Here is a 23,321-nt window from a genome sequence, read left to right as displayed (position 1 = left end):
AGGGGGAGTCCCTTCTTACGACACATAAAAAGGAAGAAGGGACAATGAAGCGACCCATTTTGTTCGGCCTGCGCGCCGCAACTGCCCTAGCGGCAGCCAGCCTGTCCAGCGCCGCCTACGCGCAAGAGGGCTACGACCTCGGCACCATCACCCTCAGCGCCAACCGCGGCGAGAGCACCGAGCTCGAGCGCAGCGGCGCGACGGTCGAGGTTGTGACCAAGGAAGATCTGGAGAAGACCGGCGAGACTCGCGTCGCCGACTATCTTGCCAGCCTTCCGGGCATCAGCGTGACCACCAACGGCGGCATCGGCACCAACACCACGCTGCGCATCCGCGGTGCCAGCGGGCAGTACATCGGCGTCTACATCGATGGGATCAACGTCAACGACCCGTCGGGCACGCAGATCGAATACGACTTCGGCGCGCTGACCACCGCAGACATCAGCCGGATCGAGGTGCTGAAAGGCTCGCAGTCGGCGCTCTACGGCTCCGAGGCCATCGCCGGTGTGATCAACATCACTACCGCGCGCCCGACGGAGCCCGGCCTCAGCCAGAACGTCGCCGCCGAATACGGCAGCTACAACACCCGCAAACTGAGCTACAACCTCGGCTATCTGGGCGAGCGCGGCAGCTTTGCCACCACCCTGAGCCGGGTCGAGACCGATGGCTTCTCTGCCGCCGACGAGGACGACGGCAATGACGAGGCGGACAGCCACGAGTCCACGCGGCTCAGCTTCTCGGGCGATTATGCGCTGACCGATACGGTCACTCTGGGCGCATCCGGCTTCTGGCAAAAGACCGAAACCGAATACGACGAAAGCTACCCTGTCCTTGCCGATGGCACCCATGACGAGGTCTCCAAGAGCGAGCAATACGGTCTGCGCGGTTTTGCCCGCATCGACGCGGGCGCGCTGAGCCACGAGCTCTCGCTCCAGTATTTCGAGAACGAACGTTCGACTTCGAGCAACGGCTATGACTACCCGTTCTATGGTCAGCGCTGGACGCTCGGCTATCAGGGACAAGCAGAGCTTTCGGCCACCACGCTGACCTTTGGCGCCGATGCCACCCGCGAGCAGTATGAGAATGACGGCGACGAGGGTGATCAGGACACCTATGGCATCTGGGCACAGGCCAACTGGCACCTGTCGGACCAGGTCGAACTGGTGACCGCCCTGCGCCACGACGATCACTCGGATTTCGGCGGCAAGACCACCGGCCGCATCTCGCTGGCCTATCTGCCCAGCGATGATGTCACCCTGCGCGCCAGCGTCGGCACCGGCTTCCGGGCCCCCTCGCTCTACGAGCGCTACAACGCCTATGCCGGCAATCCCGATCTCGAGCCCGAGACCTCGCTCAGCTACGAGCTTGGCGCCGAGAAGCGCTTTGACGGCGGCAAGATCACGGCGACGCTCTTCCGCACCGAGATCACCGATCTCATCGAGTACAACTACGACACTTGGGCGTACTCGCAGGTCAAAGGGACAAGCTGGATGCAGGGTGTCGAGCTGTCGGGAGAAACGCAGATCACCGACAGGCTTGGGCTGGCGGCGGCCTACACATGGACCGACACCGAAGACGCCGAGACCGGTGACCGCCTCACCCGCGTGCCGCTGCATGATCTTGCGCTGACGCTTGATGCGGCGTTCACCGATGACTTCAGCGGTGCCTTCCGGGTGCGCCACGTCGCCGGGGTGGAGGACACCAACGACTCCCTGCCCGACTACACCGTCGCCGATGTGAACTTCCGCTACGCGCTGAGCGACAATGCCGAGCTTTACCTGCGGGTCGAGAACCTCTTCGACGAGGACTATCAAACCGTGACGGGCTATGGCACCTCGGACCGCGCCGCCTATTTCGGCGTCCGGGGCAGCTTCTGATGCTGCGGCGCGCGCTGCTCTGCCTTGCCCTAGCCACCGCTCCGCTTGCGGGCGCGGCGGGCGAGCCACCGGCGCGCGTCGTCTCCATGAACCTTTGCACCGACCAACTGGCTATGCTGCTGGCCGCGCCGGGTCAGCTGGTCTCTGTCTCCAATCTGGCAAGCGACCCGCATAGCTCGGCCATGGCCGACGAGGCGCGGGCCTATCCTGCGAACCACGGGCAGGCCGAGGAGGTCTGGCTGCTGCGCCCCGATCTGGTGATCTCGGGCAGTTTCACCGCGCAGGCGGCGGTGCAGATGCTGCGGCGCCTCGGCACAGAGGTGCTGACCCTGCCGCCCGCCTATTCGCTCGACGATGTGCCGGACCGCATTCGCGCTGTCGGGGTGGCACTGGGCCGCGAAGACCGCGCCGAGGCGCTCATCGCTGAGTTTCAAACGCAGCTCGCCGCCCTGCGCGCAGAGATCGCACGCCACCCCACCGCCGCGCTCTACTACGCCAATGGCTACACCACGGGCGACAACACGCTGGCCGGGGAAATCCTTCTGGCCGCGGGCTTCGACAATATCGCCGGTCCCGGCGGCGGCGGTCATCTGCCGCTGGAAGCGCTGGCCATGGCCGATCCCGATGCGCTGATCACCGCCCGTTCCTACCCCGGCGCATCGCGTTCCGAGGAAATCCTTACGCATCCGGTGCTGCGCCAGATCCGTGAAGCGCGCGCCGGACATCAGATGACCGGCAGCGACTGGATCTGCGGCACCCCACACGTGCTGCGGGCCATTGCCGACCTCACCGACTTCCGCAAGGAGATCAAATGACCCGCGCCCTCGCGCTTCTCCTGCCGCTGGTGCTGGCGTTGGCGGCACTCTCGCTGTCGCTTGGCCCCGCCGATGCGACCCTGCCGCAGAGCCTGCGCGCGCTGGTCGCGGGCGGCGACGGCCCGCTGCCCATGGTGATGCGCGAGATCCGCCTGCCGCGCATGCTGCTGGCGCTGATGATCGGCGGCTCGCTGGGGCTGGCGGGGGCGGCGCTGCAGGGCTATCTGCGCAACCCGCTCGCCGAACCCGGCCTCCTAGGGGTCTCGGCCAGCGCCGCGCTTGGCGCCGTGCTGGCGATCCAGACCGGGCTCTCCGCCGCCTTCGCGCTCGCCTTGCCGCTGAGCGCGCTGGCCGCCGCGGTGGTTGCCGTGCTGATCCTCATGCTGCTGGCCGGGCGGGGCGGCGAGACGCTGACGCTGATCCTCGCCGGGATTGCGCTGTCGGCGGTGGCGGGCGCGCTGACGCAACTGGTGCTGAACCTCTCGCCCAACCCGTTCGCCGCCAGCGAGATCGTCTTTTGGATGATGGGATCGCTGGCCGACCGCTCGATGCTGCACGTCTGGCTGGCGCTGCCCTTCATGGCGGTGGGCGTGGTCCTGCTCGCCGGTGTCGGGCGCGGGCTGGATGCGCTGACCTTGGGCGAGGACGCCGCGGCCTCCATGGGCATCAACCTGCAGCGGCTGCGCCTGCGCGTGGTGCTGGGCACCGCCTGCGTCGTTGGCGCGGGCACGGCTGTGGCCGGGGCGATCGGCTTTGTCGGGCTGGTTGTGCCGCATCTGCTGCGCGGCACCGTGGGCGGACGGCCCGGCGCGCTGCTCTGGGTCTCGGCGGCGGGCGGCGCGGCCATGCTGCTGGCCGCCGACATCGCGGTGCGGGTGGTCGCCCCCGAGCGCGACCTGAAGCTCGGCGTGCTGACCGCCCTCGTCGGCGCGCCCTTCTTCCTGCATCTCGTCTGGCGCAGCCGCGGAGAACGCGCATGACCCTGCTGAGCCTGTCCGATCTGTCGGTCACCCTGCGCAATCGCCCGGTCTTTTCGGGGCTTTCGCTGGAGATTGCCGAGCGCGAGGTCGTCGGCCTCATCGGCCCCAACGGCGCGGGCAAAACCAGCCTGATGCGCGCCGCACTGGGGCTGATCCCGGCGCAAGGTCAAAGCTCGCTGGCCGCGCTCACCCCCGAGCAGCGCGCCAAGGCCGCCGCATGGATGCCGCAGGCGCGCGAGATCGCCTGGCCGGTGAAGGTTGAGGATCTGGTCGCTCTGGGGCGGCTGCCGCATGGCGACCGCGCCAGCGCCCCGGTCGAGGCGGCGATTGCCAAGATGGGCCTCGGCCCGCTGCGCAAGCGCCGCGCCACCAATCTTTCGGGCGGCGAGCAGGCCCGCGCGCTGATCGCCCGCGCGCTGGCACAGGAAACGCCGCTGCTGATGGCCGACGAGCCCACCGCCGGGCTCGACCCGGCGCATCAGATCGCCACGATGGAGGTCTTCCGCAACCTCGCCGCCGAGGGACGCGGTGTGCTGCTGTCGCTGCATGACATCGGTCTGGCGGCGCGCCATTGCACAAGGCTGGTGATGCTCGCCGAGGGCCAGCTTCTGGCCGACGGCATGCCTGAGGAGGTGCTGACCGACGCGCTGCTGGCGCGCGGCTTCGGCATCACCGCCTATCACGCACAAACCCCCGACGGGCCGGTGTTCCAGCCCATGGGCCGGGCGCGCTGAACCTACCTCAGCCGGGCAAAAGAACTGCCAGAAGCACCCAAGCGGCGACCTCGGAAAGCAGCTGCGCCGCGCCCAGAACGTCGCCGGTGACACCGCCCAGCCTGCGCCGCGCGATAGTGCCGAGCGCCAAGGCAACCCCGGCGCAGACCGCCACGATCGCAAGGCCAGCCAGCCCGGCGACGAGCACCGACAGCAGCACCGCCACCAGCAGCGCCACCTGCCCCGCGCGACTGCGGCCCGCCGCGAGATGGCCCATGCCGTCGGCCCGCGCCGGAGGCAGGCTTTCTTGCAGAGCGCTCATCGCACCGCGGCTCAGCGCGCCGATCACCATGAAAAGCAGCGGCCCGGCGGTCTCTTCCAGATCCGCCAGCGCGGCGGTCCAGAGGCCAGAGGCGAGGATCAGCGCCATCACGCCATAGCTGCCGATGCGGCTGTCGCGCATGATCTCGAGCGTATGCGCCCGGTCGCGACCGCCACCGATGCCATCGGCGAAATCCGCCAGACCGTCGAAATGCAGCGCGCCGGTGACCAGCACCGTGATCGTCAGGCACAGCAGCGCCGCCAGCAGCCCTGAGCCGCCCGCGGCCAGCGCGCCTGCAAACACCGCCCAGCCGATCAGCCCCACCAGCGCGCCGACCAGTGGAAAGGCCCAGCGGGCCTCACGCAGCGCGGGTGCATCGCCCAAAAGCCGTCCGGCTGGCAGGCGGGTCAACAGCATCACCGCCACCTGAAGCTCGCGGCGCCGTCTGCCTAGGGCGCGCAGCGCGCTCATCCCCCGGCGACCCCGGCCTCGGCGAAGGTCGCCATGCCGTTGTGGCACTCCAGCGCCGCGCGCAGCACCCCCAGCGCCAGGGCCGCGCCCGAGCCCTCGCCAAGCGCCATGTCGAGCGACAGCACCGGCGCTTTGCCCATGGCCTCGAGGAGGCGGGCGTGCCCCGGCTCGCGGCTGACGTGACCGACCAAGCAATGATCCAGCAGCCTAGGGTCTGCCTTGAAGAGCGGCGCCGTCGCCGCCGTGCAGATGAACCCGTCGAGGATCACCGGAATGCGCCGCGCCCGCGCCTCGAGCACCGCACCGCAGATCGCCGCCTGCTCGCGCCCGCCGAGCGCCGCCAGAAGCGCCGCGCCCTCCACCCCGGCGTGGCGCGCACAGGCCCGGCGCACCGCATCGGCCTTGCGCGCCAGCCCGTCCGCGTCCGAGCCGGTGCCGCGCCCGATCCAGCCCTCGGCGTCGCCGCCAAAACTGGCGCATGCCAGCGCCGCGGCGATGGTCGAATTGCCGATCCCCATCTCGCCAAGGATCACCACCTGCGCCCCCTCGGGCACCGCCTCGGCGCCGCGGCGCATCTCTGCCAGCGTCTCGGCCTCACTCATCGCGGGGCCTTCGGTGATGTCGGCAGTGGGCCGGTCCAGATCGAGCGCGATCACCGCAAGCTCGGCGCCGGAGGCGCGGCAGAGCTGGTTGATCGCCGCGCCCCCGGCCTCGAAATTGGCCACCATCTGCGCGGTGACCTCCTGCGGGAAAGGGTTCACGCCCTGCGCGCAAACGCCGTGGTTGCCCGCAAAAACCAGCGCCTGCGCCCGCGTGATCTCGGGGCGCGGCGTCGCCTGCCAGCCCGCCATGAAGACCGCCAGTTCCTCCAGACGCCCCAGCGAGCCCGGCGGCTTGGTCAGGCTCGTCTGCCGCGCGCGCGCATCCTGCGCCGCAGCCTCATCGGCAGTGGGCAGCACCCCGGCAAGCCCGGCCACCGCCGAAAGCGCGGTCACGTCAGAAAGAATGCTCATTTGGTTTCACCTTCATTGGATAGCCAGCCACCGCCAGCCACACCTCGTCGCAGGCCGCGGCGACGGCCTGATTCATCCAGCCCGCCGCGTCGCGGAAGTCCCGCGCGAGCCGGTTCTCCGGCACGATGCCCGCGCCCACCTCGTTGGTCACAAAGATCACCGGCGCCGATTGCCGGGCGATGGCCTCGACCAGCGCCTGCGTTTCCTCGCGCCAGTCGCCGCCCTCGAGCAGCAGATTGGTCAGCCACAGCGTCAGGCAATCCACCAGTCGCGGCAGCCCGCCATCGCTGCCGTCAAGCGCACCGCACAGATCGCGCGGCGCGTGCAGGGTCTGCCACATCTCGCCGCGCCGCGCCTGATGCTCTGCGATCCGCGCTTCCATCTCCGCATCGCCCTCGTAAATCCGGGCGGTGGCGATATAGATGGCCTGCCCGCACACCGACAGCGCCTTGCGTTCCGCAAGGGTCGATTTGCCGGAGCGGGCCCCGCCGGTGATAAGGATCGACCTTTTCATAACCGCATGGGAAACCATCAAAGCCGGAAAAAGAAAAGGGCAAAGCAGTCAGTTGCACGACAGAGCACCGCACAGCGCAGAGTTGATCCTGATCCGCCACGCGCCGCTGGCCGAGGCCGGGCGGCTGTTTGGCCGCACCGATGCCGCGGCCCGGATAGAGCCCGAGGCGATCGCCGCGCTGCGCGCCCGCCTGCCCCGGCCTGCCCGGCTGATCAGCAGCCCCGCGCGGCGCTGCCGCCAGACCGCCGAGGCGCTGTGGCCTGATCTGCAGGTGCAGCAGGACGCGCGCCTCTGGGAGCAGGATTTCGGTGCCCATGACGGGCTGCGCTTCGATCAGATGCCCGATCTCGGGCCATTGGACGGCCCCGATCTGGCCCGCTGGACACCGCCCGAGGGCGAGAGCTTTGCCGATCTCTGCGCCCGCACCGCGCCCGCGCTCATGCAGCACGGGCAGGCGGCGGCGGAGCTTGGCGCGCCCGTGGTGCTGATGGTGCACGCCGGGGTGATCCGCGCGGCGCTGTCGCTGGTCTGCGGCGCGGGTCACGCCGGGCTCGCCTTCGAGGTCGCGCCGCTTTCGGTGACGCGTCTGCGCTGCGGCGCGGATGGCCCAATCTCGGTGATCGGGACCAGGTGCGCATGAGAGACGTGGTGACGGTCTTCGGCCATTTCGGCGAATGGCTGCAGGGGCGCATGGGCGAGGATGGCCCTGTGGCCCTCGTCACCCTGCCCTGCCCGGTGCTGCATGTCCATGCGCCAGCAGAAGCGGGGTCTGAACCGCCGCTCTTTGGCCCCGCCGACCTGAGGCGTTTTGCGCAGCTGCTGGGGATTGCGCCGGACTTTCCGCAGGTCTCGCGAAACTTCGCGCCGGGCCTTGGCGCCGGGGCGTCGACCGCCACGCTGGTCGCACTGGCCCGCGCGGCGGGGTTTCGCGGCGATGCGGGGGCCCTTGCCGCCGCCTGCCTCACCGTCGAGGGCGCGACCGACCCGCTGATGTACCCCCAGTCCGACCGGCTGCTCTGGGCCTCGCGCGAGGCGCGGGTGCTGCGCCACATGCCGCCGCCGCCACCCTGCGAGATCCTCGGCGGCTTCTGGGGCGCGCCGCAGCGCACCGATCCGTCGGACAGCGGCTTTGACGATATCTCCGACCTCTTGGCACAATGGGAGGACCCGGCCTGCGACCTGACGCGCCGCGCCGCGCTCGCCTCGGATTCCGCGCGCCGCTGCAGCGCCCGGCGCGGCCCGACCTGCCCCACGCCCGATCTGGCGCGCGATCTCGGCGCGCTTGGCTGGTTGCGCGCTCATACCGGCTCGGCCCGAGGGCTGATCTTCGCCCCCGGCACCGTGCCTGCGCGCGCGGCGGACGCGCTGGCCGAAGCCGGGCTCACCGGCATCCTGAACTTCCGGGCGGGTACGACATGAGCTTTGCGCTGATGATGCTGGGCGGGATGGCGCTCGATCTGCTGCTCGGTTGGCCGGGCTGGCTCTACGTCCGGATCGGCCATCCGGTGACATGGCTCGGCCATGCGATCACCACGCTGGAGCGGCGCTGGAACCATGGCGCGCGAGCGCGCAGGCTGGCTCTCGGCGCTCTGGCAGTGGCACTGATCGTGGCGCTGGCGGTGCTGCCTGCGCTGGCCATCCAGAGCGCGCTTCCGGATGGCCTCACCGGCAGCCTGATCGGCGCGGCACTGGCTTGGCCGCTGATCGCCATGCGCGCCATGCACGCCCATGTCGCCGCCGTGGCGACCCCGCTGGCACGCGGAGATCTGGCCGCCGCGCGCGCCGCCGTGGCGATGATCGTCGGGCGCGATCCGGCGCAGCTGGATGCCGCCGGGATCACCCGCGCCGCCACCGAGAGCCTTGCCGAGAACACGTCGGACGGGATCATCGCGCCGCTCTTCTGGGGCGCCATCGCGGGGCTGCCGGGGATTGCGGGCTATAAGGCGATCAACACGCTCGACTCGATGATCGGCCATCGCAATGAAAGGTTCGAAGCCTTCGGCAAGGCCGCCGCGCGGCTCGACGATGTGGTGAACTGGCTGCCCGCGCGGCTGACCGGGGCGCTCTTTGCCATCGCCTCCGGTCGCCATGCCCTGCGCGGGCTGCGGGTGATGCGGCGCGACGCGCCCAAGCACCGCTCGCCCAATGCCGGATGGCCCGAGGGCGCCATGGCCGCCGCGCTGAACATCCGCCTCTCGGGGCCGCGCGTCTACGGCACGCGGGTGGCAGAGGAGCCTTGGCTGAACGGCGGCGCGCCCGACCCGACCGCAGACGATCTGACCCGAGCGCTGCGCCTCTACCGGCGCAGTATGGCGCTCTGCGCCCTTGCGCTTGCCGCCGTGATTCTGCTTCGCTGCGCCGCATGACGACGCCCGACACAAAGACCCGAGACCACGGCGGCAACCTCGATGCCGCGATGATCCGTTTCGGCGGCTCCCGCGCCGAGTGGCTCGACCTTTCGACCGGCATCAACCCCGAGCCCTACCCCGTGCCCGCGATCCCGGCCGAGGCTTGGGCCGCGCTGCCACGCAAGGCTGACATGGCCCGGCTCATCGTGGCGGCGCGCGAGGCTTACGGCTGCCCCGGCCACATCGTGCCGATGAACGGCGCGCAGGGGGCGATCCAGATGGTGCCGATGCTGCGTAGGCCGGGGCGCGCCGCCGTGCTGGGGCCGACCTACAACGAGCATGCCGCCGCGCTGCGGGCGCATGGCTGGGAAGTGACCGAGGTCGCCAGCCTCGCCGCGCTCGCGGGTGCGGATCTGGCCGTGGTGGTCAACCCGAACAACCCCGACGGACGGCGCAGCCAGCCGGGCGCGCTGCGCGATCTGGCGGGCCGCGTCGGGCTTTTGGTGGTGGACGAGAGCTTTGCCGACCCCGAGCCGGAGCTTTCCATCGCCCCCAGCCTCGAAGGCGGGCTGGCCAATGTGGTGGTGCTGCGGTCTTTTGGTAAGTTTTACGGCCTCGCCGGGCTGCGGCTGGGGTTCGCTTTGGCCGAAGGCGATCTGGGCCAGCGCCTCGCCGAGCTTGCAGGCCCATGGCCCGTGTCAGGCCCGGCGATTGAGATCGCCTCTGCCGCGCTCACCGACCGGCCATGGCAGGAGGAAACAATTCGGCGCCTGAGCGCGGACGCCGCGCGTCTCGACGCGCTGGCGGGCGCGGCGGGATGGCGGCTGATCGGCGGCACGCCGCTCTTTCGCAGCTACGCCTGCCCGGGTGCCAAGGCAGCGCAGGAAACCCTGGCGGCGCGGCACATCTGGAGCCGCATCTTCCCCTATTCAGACAGCTGGATCCGCCTCGGCCTGCCCCCATGCTCGCGATGGGGACAGCTCGAGCGCGCGTTCCAAGCGCTTTAGCGGCTCAGAACTCGACGCCCTTCTGCGCCTTGATCCCGTCGCGGAACGGGTGTTTGACCGCGGTCATCTCGGTCACCAGATCGGCGGCCTCGATGAGTTCCGGCTTGGCGTTGCGTCCGGTCAGGCAGACATGGGTCATCGGCGGCTTGTGCTCGAGCAGGAACGAGACGACCTCGTCGATGTCGAGGTAATCGTAGCGCAGCGCGATATTGATCTCGTCGAGCAGCACGAAACGGTTTTCGGGATCGAGGATTTGTTCCTTGGCGATCTCCCAGCCGCGCTGCGCCGCCGCGATGTCGCGCTCGCGGTCCTGCGTTTCCCAAGTGAAGCCCTCGCCCGAAACGAAGAAGCGGCACTCATCGGCGAATCTTTCGCGCAGCATCTTCGCCTCGCCGGTCACCCAAGTGCCTTTGATGAACTGCACGACCGCGCAGGGCATGCCATGGGCGATGCAGCGCATGATCATCCCAAAGCCTGAAGAGGATTTGCCCTTCCCCGGCCCAGTATGCACGAGGATGAGGCCCTTCTCCTCGGTCATCCCGGCGATCATCTTATCGCGGGCGGCCTTGATCCGCTTCATCTTCTCGGTGTGGCGGATGTTCTCGTCTTCGCTCATGCTCTTCTTCGCGCTCTTGTCAGTTTTGGTAATTTCGGGGGACCTGACCGCAGGTCAGCGCCCGTGTAAATGGGTGAATTTAAGCGAGGGGCGCTGCCCCTCGCGCTCCCCGGCGTATTTTCAAAGAGAAGAAGATGGGACGGGACATGTGGTGGCGCTTGCGCGCCGCAGCCGTTGCCTCAGCGCTGGATGACGCCGGATTTGGGCCGGATTTTCGAGCCGTCGGAAAAGCGGTGCAGCCGGAACGGCGCGGGGTCGACGACCGGGCTGCGCCCGGTGATCAGATCCGCCGCGAGCCGTCCCGCGCCGGTGCCGAGCCCGAAGCCGTGGCCCGAAAAGCCGCTTGCCACATAGAGCCCGGGCAACCCGTTCTTCACCCCCTCGGTGCCAGAGATCACCGGGATGATGTCGGGCAGCACGTCGATATAGCCCGCCCATTTCTGCGCGACGGTGGCGGTCTCGAAGGCCGGATAGGAGGATTTCACCACCGCAAGCGCGCGGTCGATCATCGTGCTGTCGGGCTCGGGATCGAGCACGCGGGTTTTCTCGAACGGGCTGACCTCGGCGCCGCTCCAGTGGCGCGGCGTGCGCAGCGCCTCGAAGAAGGACGGCCCCACCCCGAGGTTGATGCTGCGCCATTCGTTCCGCAGCGCAGGCAGGAAGGCCTTGAGCAGGCGGAAGCTGTCGGGGGTCAGCTGGTAGGGGCTGGGCAGCGCCGAGGCGATCGTGTAGCCGCCATCGGCGCGCCTGCGCATGGCGAACTCGGGATATTTGAGGGTGCCTTCGGGCCCCTCGGGCACGGGATCGGTGCGCAGCACGTTGCCTTTGGTGCGCAGCTGCGGCAGCTCGATCCCGAGGTTGCCCAGAAAGAGCCGGGACCAGACCCCGCCCGCCACCAGCACCGCCGAACAGGCGATGCGGCCCTTCTCGGTCACCACGCCCGACACGCGACCGGCCGCGGTTTCGACCACGCGCACGGCGCAGTGCTGATGCACGCTGCCGCCGCGCGCCTGAACCGCGCGGGCGATGGCCGGTGCGGCCTTCTGCGGCTCGGCGCGCCCGTCGTAGGGATTGTGCAGCGCGCCCTTGATGTCGAGCGACAGGCCGGGAAACATGCCCAGCACCTCGTCACGGCTGAGCATCCGGGCCGGGATTTGATAGGGCGCAAGCTCTTCCAGCGACTCGCGCTCGGCGGCCAGCGCCGCCTCGCTGGCGCAGGTGAAGGTCACGCCGCAGCGCGTGTAGCCGGTGTCTGCGCCGATGCGCGCGTCCAGCCCCTGCCAGATGCGCTGCGCTTCGACCATCAGCGGCAACTCGCGGGTGTCGCGGTGGGTCAGCCGCACCCAGCCCCAGTTGCGGCTCGACTGCTCGCCCGCCACATGGCCCTTTTCGCAGATCGCCACCTTGAGCCCCTGCTCGGCCAGTTCCAGACCGGCGCAGACCCCGGCGATGCCGCCGCCGATGATCACCACATCCGCCCGCTCGGGCAGCGCGGCGCTGTTCTCTACCGGATCCGGCTTCGGTCCTGGCATGGTCTTTCTCCCAAAATCGGCGCCGTGCGCCTTAGGTCTTTCCTGCCGCGCTGCCGCGCCCGAAGGCCGGTCTCTCCGGCGAGGGACGGCGACACATCACCCGGCACGTCAGTAGGTCTCGCCAAGCTGGCAGTTGACGTGGAACTCGGCGACGCTGGCTTCATTGGGCAGGTCGATCAGCATGTGGATCACCCGCGCCAGATCTACGGGCTGGGTCATCGTCGCCGGATCCCGGCCCTCGACAGCGGTCGCCATGTCGGTGGCGACAAAGCCGGGGCAGACCGCCACGGCGCGGATCCCGCGCTCATAGCCCGCTTGGCGCAGCGCATGGGCGAGCCCCACCACGGCGAATTTCGAGACCGCATAGGACCCCGCCCCAGGGGATTTGACCCGCTTGCCCGAGAGCGAGGCGAGCAGCACCACCCGGCCCCGGCCCGATGCGGCCAGCGGCTCCCAACAGGCGGCGGCAAGGCGGCGCGGCCCCTGCACATTAACCTCCAGAAGCTGCGCCATTTCTGCGTCGGTGATCTCGACCGGGGTCTTGCGCAGCGAGATGCCTGCGCTGGCGACCACCGCGTCGATGCAGCCCAGCCTCTCCATCACCTCCTGCGCCCAGCCGGTGGCCGTGGCGGGGTCCGTGGCCTCATAGGTGTAAAGATGCACCCGCTCCGGCGCATCCTTGGCCCAGTCCGGCATCTGCGGGCGGCGCATGCCCAGCGACACCGTCCAGCCCGCGTCGAACAGAGCTTTCGCGGTGGCGGCGCCAATGCCGCGCGCGGCGCCGGAGATGAGCGCGACGCGCTCGGTAGTCAGTCCCATTTCGTCCTCATCTTCAGATAGGCACGCTTGAGCATGCGCATGAATTGCGCGCGGTCCTCCGGCTCGATGAAGTCGAAGAACTCCGCTTCCTGCTGGCGAATGATCTCGCGCACCTCTTGTGAGAGCGCATGGCCCCGCTCGGTGATGAAGAGCGCTTGGGCGCGCTGATCGTCCGGAGCAGCCTCGCGGCGGATCACCCCAGAGGCGACGAGCCGGTCGATGATTCTTCCGGTGGCGGGGCGGTCGCGCATCAGCACCTCGGCGATCTGCGACGGGCGGATGCCGGGGTAATCATCCACCAGCAAAAGCGCGGTAATCTTGCCCTTGCCCTTGGCGATCTCAAGATGCGCCATCCGCTTGTCGAGATCGCGCGAGACGACGGCGTCCATAGTGCGAAAGTACCAGCTGAAGGCACCTTCGAGGATGTCGATCCGGAGCCCTCCGATTTCGATCGGAGGATCGTCGGGGCGCTGAGGGTTTGGCGCGTCGGAAGACGGCGGCATGGGGCAAACCTGTCGGTTCTTGGTCCTTTGCATGACGTCCGATCGGCGCGCCGCTGGCAAGAGAAAGGTTGTGAAACGCAACCGAATGGTTGTCAAAAACAACCGATGTGCAAATTTCCTGCGCGGGCTTCGCTGAAACCGCGCTGCATGCCCAGAAGCGCGCCACGCAGAATTTCCATGGCGCCGGTCAGCGCGCCGGGCTAGAGCCGGGGCATGAGCACCGCAACCCAAATCACCAGCCTCAACCGTCCCGGCCTTGGCATCGCGCTGATCTGCGCGGGCGTCGTCGGGATCTCGATCAACGACATGCTGATCAAGCTGCTTTCGGACGGCTACCCGCTGCATCAGATCGTTGCCACACGCTCTGCGGTCGGGCTGTGCATCATCCTTGTCATGCTGCAGATCGAGGGCGGCTGGCGGCTGCTGCGCAGCAACACGCCGTGGCTGCATCTGGCGCGCGGCGTGCTGGTGGTGCTGGCCAATATGACCTTCTACGCCTCGGTCGCGGTGATGCCGCTGGGTCAGGCGACGGCGCTTTTCTTTGTCGCGCCGCTCTTCATCACGCTGCTGTCCGTGCCGCTCCTCGGCGAAAAGGTCGGGCCTTGGCGGCTCGGCGCGGTCTGCGTTGGCTTTTGCGGCGTGGTCATCATGCAGCAGCCATGGGCGGAGACCTCGGGCGGCGCGCGGCTGGTGCTGCTGTTACCGGTGCTTTCGGCGCTGCTCTACGCGCTCTTGCAGGTGCTGACCCGCAAGCTTGGCGTCACCTCCCGCGCCTCGGCGCTGGCGGTGCATCTGCAGCTGATGTTCCTCGTGGTCTCGGCAGGCTTCTACCTCGTCGCCGGAGACGGGCGCTACATGGACGCTTTCGACAGCGATGCGGCGCGCTTCCTACTGCGCCCATGGGTTCTGCCGAGCGGTCAGGACATGCTGGTCTTTCTGGGGCTGGGGTGCATTTCGGGCTTTGTCGGCTACGCGCTGAGCGCCTCTTACCGGATGGCCGATGCGGCGGTGATCGCGCCCTTCGAATACATCGGCCTGCCGATGGCGATCTTCTGGGGCTGGACGATGTTCGGCGAATGGCCCGCACCCGCCACATGGGCGGGCTGCGCGCTGATCGTCGGCGCGGGGCTGGTGGTCTTCCTGCGCGAGCGGGCGAAGGCCCGGCCCCAGCCGGGACGGCGGCGCGGCAGCACCGCCGTCAGGCGCTGAGCGTCGCTCAGGCGGTGACCGTGCTGCGCACGGTGTCGATCATCAGCTGAACATTCTCGGGGTCGGCATCGGGGGTGATGCCATGGCCGAGGTTGAAGATATGCGGCCCTTTCGAGAAGGCGCGCACCACCCGCTGGGTCTCGCGCACCAACTCCTCGCCGCCGGTCACCATATGCGACGACGCAAGGTTGCCCTGCACGCAGCCTGAGGTCTGCACATTGGCCGCCGCCCATTCCGGCGACACGCTGTCGTCCACCGCGACGCAATCGGCGCCGGTGGCCTCGTGGAAGCCGATGTAATTCTCGCCCGCCTGACGCGGGAAGACGATGACCGGCAGGCCGGGGAAGCGCGACTTCATCTCCTGCGTGATCACCTTCGCGGGCTCCAGCGCGTATTTGCGGAAATCGTCACCCTCGAGCGAGCCCGCCCAGCTGTCGAAGATTTTCACCACCTCGGCGCCCGCCTCGACCTGTTTCGACAGATACTCGATGGTGCCCTCGGTGAGCCGGTCGATGACCTTCTCGAACAATGCGCGGTTCTCGGCCTTCAGCGCGTGCGCGGGGCCCTGATCCTTGGTGCCGCGCCCGGCGATCATATAGGTCGCCACGGTCCAGGGCGCGCCGGCGAAGCCGATCAGCGTGGTCTCTTTCGGCAGCTCGCGCGACAGGATGCCGACGGTCTCGTAGATCGGGCTGAGCGTGTCGTGAATCGCCGAGACCGGCTTCAGCGCGTCGAAATCCGCATCGCTCTGGATGGTCGACAGCCGCGGCCCTTCGCCGGTGACGAACCACAGGTCGAGCCCCAGCGCCTGCGGCAACAGCAGGATGTCGGCAAAGAGGATCGCCGCATCGAACCCGTAGCGGCGGATCGGCTGCAGCGTCACTTCGGCGGCAAGCTCGGGGTTGTAGCACAGAGACAGGAAATCCCCGGCCTGCGCGCGGGTGGCGCGATACTCGGGCAGGTAGCGCCCCGCCTGCCGCATCATCCAGATCGGCGGGGTGGGCAGGGTCTCGCCAGCCAGTGCGCGCAGGATCGTCTTGGTCATGGGAAACCCCCGTCTGAATTGCCTATCTCGTCGGGGCGGCAATATGTCAAAACGCCCCCCATTGCCACATCTCTTCCCGCGACATAAAGCTCTGACCATGACAATCGAGACCCCCATCGCCCTGCCCTCGCCCGACGCCCCGCTGAAGATCGGCACCCGCGGCTCGCCGCTGGCGCTGGCGCAGGCCCATGAGACCCGCGACCGGCTGGCCGCGCATTTCGACCTGCCCACTGAGGCCTTCGAGGTGAAGGTGATCAAGACCATGGGCGACGATCGCGCGATGATCGCCGCCGACCGGCCCCTGAAGGAGATCGGCAACAAGGGTCTGTTCACCCGCGAGATCGAAGAGCAGCTTCTTTCAGGCGGCATCGACATCGCGGTGCACTCGATGAAGGACATGCCGACCGAGCAGCCCGAGGGGCTGATCCTCGATTGCTACCTCCCGCGCGAGGATGTGCGCGACTGTTTCATCTCGCCCGGCCATGCGGCCATCGCCGATCTGCCCGAGGGCACCGTGGTCGGCACCTCGTCGCTGCGCCGCCGGGCGCAGCTGCTGAACCGCCGCCCCGACCTGCAGGTGGTGGAATTCCGCGGCAACGTGCAGACCCGCCTGAAAAAGCTCGAAGACGGTGTGGCCGCCTGCAGCTTCCTTGCCATGGCCGGGCTCAACCGGATGAACATGGCGGGCGAGCACATGACGCCGATCGCCCCCGAAGACATGCTGCCCGCCATCGCGCAGGGCGCCATCGGCATCGAGCGGCGGATCAGTGATGCGCGCGTGGCCGCGATGCTCTCGGCGATCCATGACCGCCCGACGCAGCATCGGCTGGACGCGGAACGCGCTTTCCTCGCCACGCTCGACGGCAGCTGCGAGACGCCGATTGCCGGTCTGGCGCTGCTCGAAGGCGACGAGATCTGGCTGCGCGGCGAGATCCTGCGCCCCGATGGCAGCGAGGCGCTGAAGGGCGAGCGCCGCGGCCCCATCGCCGAGGGCGCGCGCATGGGCACCGATCTGGCGCGCGAGCTTCTGGCGCAGGCCGGCGACGGGTTCTTCGACTGGCGCGAGGACTGAGCTGGAGCCTGTAGGAGCGCGCCCGGAGCCGGGCGCGCGCTGGACCGTGGGGTGGCGCTGCAAGGGTTGAGGTCGGCGCTTTATGCCAGCCAAACCTGCACGACATTCGAACGACCTACGCGGATGACAAAAGCGCCAGCCCGCCGGGACGGGCCAGCGCTCGCCCGGCGGCTTCGCCTTGTTTCCGGGCCGGTCAGGCTGAAGCTCCGAATGCGAGCAATTACCGCTCCGGGCAGTCCTCGCCCAGCGGCGTGCCGTCATAGGCCTTGTCACCGCATTCGTTGATCTCTTCCCAGATGTAGCCGCGGCCGTCGTCGGTCACCGCCACCACCCGGTCGATGCCGAACTCGATGTTGCGCTGCGAGGTGTAGACATGCGCGGTGCCCGCTGCGATCTCATCGCCGATATCCTCGGCGTCAAAGCAGCCGAACCAGAACGGCGCATTGCGCGGCTCGGAGCCTTCGTAACGCTCGAACAGCGGATCGAGCGTTTGAGGGCTCTCGGACGTGGAGAAACAGGCGCGGTAGCGGATCGGTGAGGAGGTCGCGTCAATCCCCTCGAAATCCTCGAAGGCGATGGCGCGCGGTGCGGTGCCATCGAGCGGCGTCAGCAGAACCTCCGCCTCTTCCGCGGGCAGGTCGTAATAGTAGTAGAACACCTGCGTGTAGTAGACGACCGCGCCAAAAATCAGCGCGGCCGCGATAATGCCGATCCCGAGGATCTTGCCGCTCATGCGGCGCTGCCTGCGGCCTCTGGCGTCCAGCCGCCCGCCTCGGTGCTCACGAAGGCATCGGCGCATTTCTTCGCCAGAGCGCGCACGCGTCCGATGTAGGCCTGACGCTCGGTGACCGAGATCACCCCCCGCGCATCCAGAAGGTTGAACAGATGCGAGGCTTTGATGCACTGGTCATAGGCCGGGTGCGCCATGACGATGCGCTTGCCGGTCTTGGGGTCGCTCTCGTCGCGGGCGAGGATCGCCTCGCATTCCGCCTCGGCCTCTTCGAAATGGCGCAGCAGCACGTCGGTGTCGGCCACGTCGAAGTTGAAGCGCGAGTATTCCTCTTCGGTCTGGCGGAACACGTCGCCGTATTTCAGCGCGATCGGCGCACCCGGGTCGTTGAACGGCATATCCATCACGTGGTCGATGCCGAGCACATACATGGCAAGGCGTTCGAGCCCGTAGGTCAGCTCGCCCGAGACCGGATGGCAGTCATGGCCGCCGACCTGCTGGAAATAGGTGAACTGCGACACTTCCATGCCGTCGCACCAGACCTCCCAGCCAAGGCCCCACGCGCCCAGCGTCGGGCTTTCCCAATCGTCCTCGACGAAGCGGATATCGTGGCTGGCCATGTCGATGCCGATCGCTTCGAGCGAGCCGAGATAGAGCGCCTGCAGGTCCGGCGGGCTGGGTTTGATAAGCACCTGAAACTGATAATAGTGCTGCAGGCGGTTGGGGTTCTCGCCATAGCGCCCGTCGGTGGGGCGGCGCGAGGGCTGCACATAGGCCGCGGCCCAAGGCTTCGAGCCGAGCGCCCGCAGCGTGGTGGCAGGGTGGAAGGTGCCCGCGCCGACTTCCATGTCGTAAGGCTGCAACACGGCGCAGCCCTTGCTGGCCCAATAGGTCTGCAGACGCAGGATGATCTCCTGAAAACTGCGCGGCTTGCTTGTCTCGCTCATGCTCGGCATCGTCATGGCATCCTTCCCTTGGCGTGCTCGCCCGCGGCGCAGGACGCGCGCCGCTCATCGACTGGTCGGCTGCCTGATTATGCGTGCAACGGTCAAGGGTCAATGCGCAGCCCTGACCATCTTTTGAGATGACGCGAGGCACGCGTCTGTTACATCCTTTGAGTGAACAGCAGTCAGAGACGAGAAACGGCGCGCAGACGTCCGGGCCCGAGGAGCGAGTTAATCCATGTTGAGAACCATTCTTTTTGCAGGCACGGCAGCGTTGATGCTGGCGCAGGGCGCGGCGGCGCAGCAGGGCGATGTGGTCTACATCCAGATCGAAGCCCAGCCCAGCCTGACCGAAGCCGAGGCGCGGCTGCGCGACTATTCGGCCGGGCTGCAGAATGTGAATGGCTTTTCTCTGGGCGGCGGCTGGTACGGCATCGCGCTTGGCCCCTTTGATCCGCAGGTCGCCGCCGACCGGCTGCGCGCCCTGCGCGCCGCGGGGCAGATCCCGCGTGATTCCTATCTCGCGGCGGCGGGCGAATACGGGCGGCAGTTCTGGCCGGTTGGCGCAGGTGTCGCGCAAAACGCAACCCAGCCGCCGGTGAGCGCCGAGCCGCTGGAGCAAACGCCGACCGAAGAGGCCGCAGAGGCCCCGCAAGCCGAGCAGACGCAGGAAACCACCTCTGCGTCCGAACTCGCGGCGGCACTCGCCGAAGTCGAGGCCGAACCGGCAGAGCCCGAGATCCCCTATGAGACCCTCTCGCAGGCGCGCCGCGGCGAGCAGAGCCTCAGCGCTGCCGAACGCCGCCAGCTGCAGGTCGCCCTGCAGTGGTCTGGTCATTACGACAGCGCCATCGACGGTGCCTTTGGCGGCGGCACACGCAACGCCATGGGCGCATGGCAGCGCGACAATGGCTATGAGGTCACCGGCATCCTCACCACCCGCCAGCGCGCCGACCTGCTGGGGCAATACAACGCCGTGCTCGACGGTCTGGGCATGTCCGAGGTCAGCGATGCGCAGGCAGGTGTGGCCGTGTCGATGCCGACCGGATTGGTCTCTTTCGACCGCTACGAGGCCCCCTTTGCCATTTATTCCGGTAATGGCGAGGTCGAGAACGCGCAGGTTCTGCTGATCAGCCAGCCCGGCGATCGCAAGACTTTGGGCGGGCTTTACGAGATACTGCAGACGCTGGAGATCGTGCCGCTGGACGGGCCGCGCAGCCTGCGCCGCGACAGCTTCAGCATCACCGGCGAAAACAGCCGCATCGCAAGCCGCACCGAGGTGACGCTTCAGGGCGGCGAGATCAAAGGCTGGACGCTGGTCTGGCCCGCGGGCGACGACGCGCGGTTCGAGCGTGTGGCCGGGGCCATGTCGGCCAGCTTCCGCCCCATCCCCGGCGTTCTCAACCCCGCCGAGGTCAGCGACAATGGCCAGACGCTCGATTTGGTCTCCGGCCTGCCGATCCGCACCCCGCGCGCGACCGTGGCGGGCTTCTTCGTCGATGGCCGAGGCACCGTGCTGACCACGGCAGAGGCGGTGCAGAACTGCAGCCGCCTGACCCTCGACGGCAGCTATGACGCCGAACTTCTGCAAAGCGATGCGGCACTTGGCGTGGCGCTGCTGCGGCCCTCTGCGGCGCTGGCGCCGCGCGGCGTGGCGCGGCTGCGCACCGATCTGCCGCGCCTCAACTCCGAGGTCGCCGTAGCGGGCTTCCCCTATGGCGGCGTGCTGAGCACCGCGACGCTGAGCTTTGGCGCGCTGCAGGACAGCAAGGGGCTGGGCGGCGAGGAGACGCTGGCGCGGCTCGCGGTCGATGTCACCCCCGGCGATGCGGGCGGCCCGGTGCTGGACGCCGGTGGCGCGGTGGTTGGCCTGCTGATGCCGCGCGATGCGGGCGGCAAGCAACTGCCCGAAGATGTCGCCTTCGCCACCGATGCGGCTGCGCTCATCGAGTTCCTGCGCGGGGCGGGCATTTCCGGCACCACCATGCAGGGCGAAAGCGCACTGGCGCCCGAAGACCTGACCACCGCTGCCCGCGACATGACCGTGGCGGTGAACTGCTGGGAGTAACCCTCTCGGCCCTCTCGCAGCCCGCCGTGGCGCGCGACGTCGCGCCACGCTTCTCTCTGCCGCCGGGCAATGCTAGCCCTTAGAGCGGAGGAGAGAGGGATGGAACACATCGGATGGATAAGGATGCGCTGACGCAGGCCGGGCTGAATCTCATTCAGCAGGCGCTGTCGATCTATGATCGCGATTTGCGGCTGGCGGTCTGCAACCGCCGCTTTGCCGAGATGTTCGACCTGCCCGAGCGGCTGACCCGCCCCGGCGCCAGTTTCGAAGACACGGTGCGCCATCTGATCGAGGCGGGCGAATATGGCGAGGTCGATGAGCCCGAGGGGTTTCTGCGCGCCCGCGTCGAGCAGGCCCGCGCCTTTGCGCCCCACTACATGGAGCGCCGCCGCGCCAATGGGCGCTGGATCTCGGTCGAAGGATCGCCGCTGCCGCAGGGCGGCTGGGTCACCGTCTACACCGATATCACCGCCGTGAAGGCGCAGGAGGATCTGCTGCGCACCCGCTCGGAACTGCTCTCCGAAGAAGTCATCCGCCGCGCCGAGGCGCTGGCCGCCAGCAACCGCGAACTGGCCGCCACCAATGCGGCGCTGGAAGAGGCCCGGCGCGAACTGACCGAGATGGAGGCCCGCACCCGCCTCACCACCGAGATGATGCCCGCCCATATCGCCCGCGTCGACGCCGAGGGGCGCTATACCTACTCCAACCGCCGCCTCTCGCAGGTGATGCCCGGGCGCCCGTCCGAGATCACCGGCCTGCATGTCTCCGAGGCGCTTGGCGCGGCCTACGAGAAGGTGCGCCCGCATCTGGCGCGGGCGCTGGACGGGGAGCAGAGCATCTTCGAGTTCACTGATGCCGGTTCGTCGCGGCGCATCCGTGCGGTGTTCACTCCCGATCCGGCAGAGCGCGGCGTCTATATCCTGTCGCTTGATGTCACCGAGGAAACTCAAGCCCGCGCGGCGCTGCAGCAGGCGCGGCGGCGCGAACTCGCGGCACAGCTGACCTCGGGGCTGGCGCATGACTTTTCGAACCTGCTGACGATCATCCTTGGCATGCAGTCCAAGCTCGCGCGCATGGCCCTGCCGGACGAGGCCGCGCCGCTGGTCAGCGGCACGTTGCAGGCGGCAAGGCGCGGTGGCGCGCTGCTCGACCGCATCGCCGGGATCACCGCGCCGCGCGCGTGGACGCCGGAACCGGTGGACCCCGCCGATTTCCTGCGCGACCTGCGCACGCTGGCCGGTCCGGCGCTTCCCGAGAGTGTGACGCTGGAGATCGGCCCCGCGCCACAGGGTGCCTTCCTGCTCGATCCGGGGCTGTTGCAGGACGCGGCGCTGAACCTCGTGCTGAACGCCCGCGACGCCTGCGCCTCGGCAAGCGCGGGCGGCGGGCATATCCGCCTCGACATGCGCGCGGTGCAGGGCACATGGCTGGAACTGGCGGTCAGCGACAGCGGGCACGGCTTTTCGGAAGAGGCGCTGCGCCACGGGCTGGATCCCTTCTTCACCACCAAGGGCGGCGCCGGGTCGGGGCTGGGGCTCGCCATGGTCTACGATATGGCCAAGCTCGCAGGCGGGACGATCAAGCTGGCCAATGCCGCGCGCGGCGCGCGGGTCACTTTGCGCCTGCCGCTGCGCCCCGCCCCGGCGCTGCCGCCCCGCGCGCGCGGGCTCGCGCTGCTGGTCGAGGATGACCCCGAACTGCGCGAGCAGTTGCGCGACATGCTCACCGCGCTTGGCCATGCGGTGGTCGAGGCGTCCTCGGTGGCCGAGGCGAAGGCGTTGGCCGAGGGCCTGGATCTGGACCTCGTGCTTTCGGATGTGCTGCTGGAGGGCGGCACCCCCGGCTCGGCGCTGCCCGCCGCCCTGCCCGGTCTCGACGTGCGGCTGATGACCTCTCTGCCGCCGGGCGATCCGCGCCGCGAGGCCGCCGAGGCTGCGGCCCCGGTGATCGCAAAGCCCTTCAGCGAGGGACAGCTCGCAGCCTTTCTCGGCATGGTGCCCGCATGAGCGCGCCGCTGATTTCGATCCTCGACGACGAGCCGGCGATCCGGGCGATCCTCTCCGAGGCGCTGACCGAGGCGGGCTTTCGTACCATGGCCTTTGGGCGCGCCACCGAGTTCGAGGCGGCGCTGAAACGCGCCACGCCGGATGTCTGCCTCGTGGACCTCGGCCTGCCCGATCGCGACGGGCTGAGCCTCGTGCATCGGCTGGCGCTGGAACAGGGTGCCTCGGTGATCATCGTCTCGGGACGTGCGCAGGTGCAGGACCGGGTGACGGGGCTGGAACTGGGGGCAGATGATTACATCATCAAACCTTTCGATCCGGCAGAAGTGGTCGCCCGCGTTCGCGCCCGCCTGCGCGCCCCGCGCAGCGCACCCACCCGCAGCGAGACCGCCCGTTTCGCAGGCTGGACCGCGCATTTCGATCGCTACGTGCTGGAAGATGCCACGGGCGCGGAAACCCCCTTCTCCCATGCCGAGGGCGAGGTTTTGCGGCTGTTTCTGGAAAGCCCAAAACGTCTGATCACCCGCGCGCATATGCAGGAAAGCCTTGGCGGCGCGGCTGGGGAAAGCTTTGACCGGGCGATGGACGTGCGCATCTCGCGCCTGCGCACCAAGCTGCGCGAGGACCCGAAGAACCCGCGCCTGATCAAGACGATCTACGGCGCGGGCTATATCTTTCTCGGGGATGTGGATTGGGCGTAGGCCAAGGCAGCCGCGTGCC

Annotated in this window: 23 protein-coding genes; 13 read left to right on the top strand and 10 right to left on the bottom strand. The window is 68.6% G+C overall.

The features are described 5' to 3' along the window. Positions 1-44 precede the first annotated feature (44 nt). Genes G0A00_RS13705 through G0A00_RS13690 form a run of 4 tightly spaced genes read left to right on the top strand, consistent with a single transcriptional unit; the run spans position 45 to position 4,406 of the window. Positions 45-1,877 carry a TonB-dependent siderophore receptor gene (locus G0A00_RS13705; RefSeq protein ID WP_164184813.1) on the top strand — a complete coding sequence of 611 codons (1,833 nt, stop codon included), beginning with the start codon at positions 45-47 and terminating at the stop codon, positions 1,875-1,877. Further along, positions 1,877-2,692, top strand: a complete 816-nt coding sequence (locus G0A00_RS13700) for an ABC transporter substrate-binding protein (protein ID WP_164184812.1) — start codon at positions 1,877-1,879, stop codon at positions 2,690-2,692. The genes G0A00_RS13705 and G0A00_RS13700 overlap by 1 nt, the downstream gene beginning before the upstream one ends. Further along, entirely contained in the window at positions 2,689-3,672 is a 984-nt protein-coding gene (locus G0A00_RS13695; RefSeq protein WP_164184811.1) for an iron ABC transporter permease, read from the top strand. The genes G0A00_RS13700 and G0A00_RS13695 overlap by 4 nt, the downstream gene beginning before the upstream one ends. Beyond that, entirely contained in the window at positions 3,669-4,406 is a 738-nt protein-coding gene (locus G0A00_RS13690) for an ABC transporter ATP-binding protein (RefSeq protein WP_164184810.1), read from the top strand. Before G0A00_RS13695 ends, G0A00_RS13690 begins: the two co-directional genes overlap by 4 nt. A 7-nt stretch (positions 4,407-4,413) precedes the next feature. Here the strand turns inward: G0A00_RS13690 and cobS are convergent, their stop codons facing one another. The 3 genes from cobS to cobU are packed head-to-tail and all read right to left on the bottom strand — an operon-like array spanning position 4,414 to position 6,705. Then, a complete protein-coding gene (gene cobS, locus G0A00_RS13685; RefSeq protein WP_164184809.1) occupies positions 4,414-5,178 on the bottom strand; it encodes an adenosylcobinamide-GDP ribazoletransferase in 765 nt (254 codons plus the stop codon). Further along, entirely contained in the window at positions 5,175-6,191 is a 1,017-nt protein-coding gene (gene cobT / locus G0A00_RS13680; protein ID WP_164214210.1) for a nicotinate-nucleotide--dimethylbenzimidazole phosphoribosyltransferase, read from the bottom strand. The genes cobS and cobT overlap by 4 nt, the downstream gene beginning before the upstream one ends. After that, positions 6,175-6,705, bottom strand: a complete 531-nt coding sequence (cobU, locus tag G0A00_RS13675; protein ID WP_164183645.1) for a bifunctional adenosylcobinamide kinase/adenosylcobinamide-phosphate guanylyltransferase — start codon at positions 6,703-6,705, stop codon at positions 6,175-6,177. Before cobU ends, cobT begins: the two co-directional genes overlap by 17 nt. Before the next feature lie 52 nt (positions 6,706-6,757). Between cobU and G0A00_RS13670 the strand changes: the two genes are divergently transcribed. Genes G0A00_RS13670 through cobD form a run of 4 tightly spaced genes read left to right on the top strand, consistent with a single transcriptional unit; the run spans position 6,758 to position 10,060 of the window. Further along, complete coding sequence (locus G0A00_RS13670; RefSeq protein ID WP_235953193.1) at positions 6,758-7,345, top strand: histidine phosphatase family protein; 588 nt, start codon at positions 6,758-6,760, stop codon at positions 7,343-7,345. Further along, complete coding sequence (locus G0A00_RS13665) at positions 7,342-8,124, top strand: propanediol utilization protein (RefSeq protein ID WP_164183643.1); 783 nt, start codon at positions 7,342-7,344, stop codon at positions 8,122-8,124. The genes G0A00_RS13670 and G0A00_RS13665 overlap by 4 nt, the downstream gene beginning before the upstream one ends. After that, positions 8,121-9,071, top strand: coding sequence for an adenosylcobinamide-phosphate synthase CbiB (gene cbiB / locus G0A00_RS13660; RefSeq protein WP_164183641.1), 951 nt, complete (start codon positions 8,121-8,123; stop codon positions 9,069-9,071). The genes G0A00_RS13665 and cbiB overlap by 4 nt, the downstream gene beginning before the upstream one ends. After that, positions 9,068-10,060, top strand: a complete 993-nt coding sequence (gene cobD, locus G0A00_RS13655) for a threonine-phosphate decarboxylase CobD (RefSeq protein WP_164183639.1) — start codon at positions 9,068-9,070, stop codon at positions 10,058-10,060. The genes cbiB and cobD overlap by 4 nt, the downstream gene beginning before the upstream one ends. A 4-nt stretch (positions 10,061-10,064) precedes the next feature. Here the strand turns inward: cobD and cobO are convergent, their stop codons facing one another. The 4 genes from cobO to G0A00_RS13635 form a co-directional block, all read right to left on the bottom strand. After that, positions 10,065-10,676: a cob(I)yrinic acid a,c-diamide adenosyltransferase gene (gene cobO, locus G0A00_RS13650; protein ID WP_164183637.1), complete on the bottom strand. Its 612-nt coding sequence runs from the start codon at positions 10,674-10,676 to the stop codon at positions 10,065-10,067. Positions 10,677-10,855: 179 nt separating this feature from the next. Continuing rightward, positions 10,856-12,208 carry an FAD-binding oxidoreductase gene (locus tag G0A00_RS13645; RefSeq protein ID WP_164183635.1) on the bottom strand — a complete coding sequence of 451 codons (1,353 nt, stop codon included), beginning with the start codon at positions 12,206-12,208 and terminating at the stop codon, positions 10,856-10,858. Between the two features lie 108 nt (positions 12,209-12,316). After that, positions 12,317-13,027, bottom strand: coding sequence for an SDR family NAD(P)-dependent oxidoreductase (locus G0A00_RS13640; protein ID WP_203595375.1), 711 nt, complete (start codon positions 13,025-13,027; stop codon positions 12,317-12,319). Next, complete coding sequence (locus tag G0A00_RS13635) at positions 13,018-13,530, bottom strand: MarR family winged helix-turn-helix transcriptional regulator (protein ID WP_164183633.1); 513 nt, start codon at positions 13,528-13,530, stop codon at positions 13,018-13,020. The genes G0A00_RS13640 and G0A00_RS13635 overlap by 10 nt, the downstream gene beginning before the upstream one ends. A gap of 213 nt (positions 13,531-13,743) precedes the next feature. Here G0A00_RS13635 and G0A00_RS13630 point away from each other — a divergent pair, with 213 nt between their 5' ends. Next, positions 13,744-14,739, top strand: a complete 996-nt coding sequence (locus tag G0A00_RS13630) for a DMT family transporter (protein WP_164183632.1) — start codon at positions 13,744-13,746, stop codon at positions 14,737-14,739. Positions 14,740-14,746: 7 nt separating this feature from the next. Here the strand turns inward: G0A00_RS13630 and hemE are convergent, their stop codons facing one another. Continuing rightward, positions 14,747-15,784 (bottom strand): uroporphyrinogen decarboxylase, encoded by a 1,038-nt coding sequence (gene hemE / locus G0A00_RS13625; RefSeq protein WP_164183630.1) that lies wholly within the window; start codon positions 15,782-15,784, stop codon positions 14,747-14,749. A 97-nt stretch (positions 15,785-15,881) separates the two neighbouring features. Here hemE and hemC point away from each other — a divergent pair, with 97 nt between their 5' ends. Beyond that, on the top strand, positions 15,882-16,856 hold the full coding sequence (gene hemC / locus G0A00_RS13620; RefSeq protein ID WP_164183628.1) for a hydroxymethylbilane synthase: 975 nt from the start codon (positions 15,882-15,884) through the stop codon (positions 16,854-16,856). 220 nt (positions 16,857-17,076) lie between these two features. Here hemC and G0A00_RS13615 read toward each other — a convergent pair whose 3' ends face one another. Together G0A00_RS13615 and G0A00_RS13610 are read right to left on the bottom strand one after the other, a co-directional pair. After that, positions 17,077-17,589 carry a DUF6446 family protein gene (locus tag G0A00_RS13615; RefSeq protein ID WP_164183625.1) on the bottom strand — a complete coding sequence of 171 codons (513 nt, stop codon included), beginning with the start codon at positions 17,587-17,589 and terminating at the stop codon, positions 17,077-17,079. Beyond that, the gene (locus G0A00_RS13610) at positions 17,586-18,533 is read right to left on the bottom strand and encodes a glycine--tRNA ligase subunit alpha (protein WP_066110320.1); all 948 of its coding nucleotides are present in this window, start codon (positions 18,531-18,533) and stop codon (positions 17,586-17,588) included. Before G0A00_RS13610 ends, G0A00_RS13615 begins: the two co-directional genes overlap by 4 nt. Before the next feature lie 235 nt (positions 18,534-18,768). Here G0A00_RS13610 and G0A00_RS13605 point away from each other — a divergent pair, with 235 nt between their 5' ends. The 3 genes from G0A00_RS13605 (at position 18,769) to G0A00_RS13595 (ending at position 23,302) form a co-directional block, all read left to right on the top strand. Then, positions 18,769-20,598 carry a serine protease gene (locus G0A00_RS13605; protein WP_164183623.1) on the top strand — a complete coding sequence of 610 codons (1,830 nt, stop codon included), beginning with the start codon at positions 18,769-18,771 and terminating at the stop codon, positions 20,596-20,598. A gap of 113 nt (positions 20,599-20,711) precedes the next feature. Then, a complete protein-coding gene (locus G0A00_RS13600) occupies positions 20,712-22,604 on the top strand; it encodes a PAS-domain containing protein (protein WP_164183621.1) in 1,893 nt (630 codons plus the stop codon). After that, positions 22,601-23,302 carry a response regulator transcription factor gene (locus G0A00_RS13595; protein ID WP_164183619.1) on the top strand — a complete coding sequence of 234 codons (702 nt, stop codon included), beginning with the start codon at positions 22,601-22,603 and terminating at the stop codon, positions 23,300-23,302. Before G0A00_RS13600 ends, G0A00_RS13595 begins: the two co-directional genes overlap by 4 nt. Positions 23,303-23,321: the final 19 nt, after the last annotated feature.

Source organism: Salipiger sp. PrR002 (genome assembly GCF_010500775.1).
Classification (GTDB): domain Bacteria; phylum Pseudomonadota; class Alphaproteobacteria; order Rhodobacterales; family Rhodobacteraceae; genus Salipiger.
Note: the sequence above shows the minus strand (reverse complement) of the source record. Positions and strands in the feature narration are given on the sequence as shown.

Excerpts from the sequence above, each read along its gene's own strand:
- G0A00_RS13705 (WP_164184813.1), top strand. The coding sequence starts at position 45 with ATGAAGCGACCCATTTTGTTCGGCCTGCGCGCCGCAACTGCCCTAGCG.
- G0A00_RS13700 (WP_164184812.1), top strand. The coding sequence starts at position 1,877 with ATGCTGCGGCGCGCGCTGCTCTGCCTTGCCCTAGCCACCGCTCCGCTT.
- G0A00_RS13695 (WP_164184811.1), top strand. The coding sequence starts at position 2,689 with ATGACCCGCGCCCTCGCGCTTCTCCTGCCGCTGGTGCTGGCGTTGGCG.
- G0A00_RS13690 (WP_164184810.1), top strand. The coding sequence starts at position 3,669 with ATGACCCTGCTGAGCCTGTCCGATCTGTCGGTCACCCTGCGCAATCGC.
- cobS (WP_164184809.1), bottom strand. The coding sequence starts at position 5,178 with ATGAGCGCGCTGCGCGCCCTAGGCAGACGGCGCCGCGAGCTTCAGGTG.
- cobT (WP_164214210.1), bottom strand. The coding sequence starts at position 6,191 with ATGAGCATTCTTTCTGACGTGACCGCGCTTTCGGCGGTGGCCGGGCTT.
- cobU (WP_164183645.1), bottom strand. The coding sequence starts at position 6,705 with ATGAAAAGGTCGATCCTTATCACCGGCGGGGCCCGCTCCGGCAAATCG.
- G0A00_RS13665 (WP_164183643.1), top strand. The coding sequence starts at position 7,342 with ATGAGAGACGTGGTGACGGTCTTCGGCCATTTCGGCGAATGGCTGCAG.
- cbiB (WP_164183641.1), top strand. The coding sequence starts at position 8,121 with ATGAGCTTTGCGCTGATGATGCTGGGCGGGATGGCGCTCGATCTGCTG.
- cobD (WP_164183639.1), top strand. The coding sequence starts at position 9,068 with ATGACGACGCCCGACACAAAGACCCGAGACCACGGCGGCAACCTCGAT.
- cobO (WP_164183637.1), bottom strand. The coding sequence starts at position 10,676 with ATGAGCGAAGACGAGAACATCCGCCACACCGAGAAGATGAAGCGGATC.
- G0A00_RS13645 (WP_164183635.1), bottom strand. The coding sequence starts at position 12,208 with ATGCCAGGACCGAAGCCGGATCCGGTAGAGAACAGCGCCGCGCTGCCC.
- G0A00_RS13640 (WP_203595375.1), bottom strand. The coding sequence starts at position 13,027 with ATGGGACTGACTACCGAGCGCGTCGCGCTCATCTCCGGCGCCGCGCGC.
- G0A00_RS13635 (WP_164183633.1), bottom strand. The coding sequence starts at position 13,530 with ATGCCGCCGTCTTCCGACGCGCCAAACCCTCAGCGCCCCGACGATCCT.
- G0A00_RS13630 (WP_164183632.1), top strand. The coding sequence starts at position 13,744 with ATGAGCACCGCAACCCAAATCACCAGCCTCAACCGTCCCGGCCTTGGC.
- hemE (WP_164183630.1), bottom strand. The coding sequence starts at position 15,784 with ATGACCAAGACGATCCTGCGCGCACTGGCTGGCGAGACCCTGCCCACC.
- hemC (WP_164183628.1), top strand. The coding sequence starts at position 15,882 with ATGACAATCGAGACCCCCATCGCCCTGCCCTCGCCCGACGCCCCGCTG.
- G0A00_RS13615 (WP_164183625.1), bottom strand. The coding sequence starts at position 17,589 with ATGAGCGGCAAGATCCTCGGGATCGGCATTATCGCGGCCGCGCTGATT.
- G0A00_RS13610 (WP_066110320.1), bottom strand. The coding sequence starts at position 18,533 with ATGAGCGAGACAAGCAAGCCGCGCAGTTTTCAGGAGATCATCCTGCGT.
- G0A00_RS13605 (WP_164183623.1), top strand. The coding sequence starts at position 18,769 with ATGTTGAGAACCATTCTTTTTGCAGGCACGGCAGCGTTGATGCTGGCG.
- G0A00_RS13600 (WP_164183621.1), top strand. The coding sequence starts at position 20,712 with ATGGATAAGGATGCGCTGACGCAGGCCGGGCTGAATCTCATTCAGCAG.
- G0A00_RS13595 (WP_164183619.1), top strand. The coding sequence starts at position 22,601 with ATGAGCGCGCCGCTGATTTCGATCCTCGACGACGAGCCGGCGATCCGG.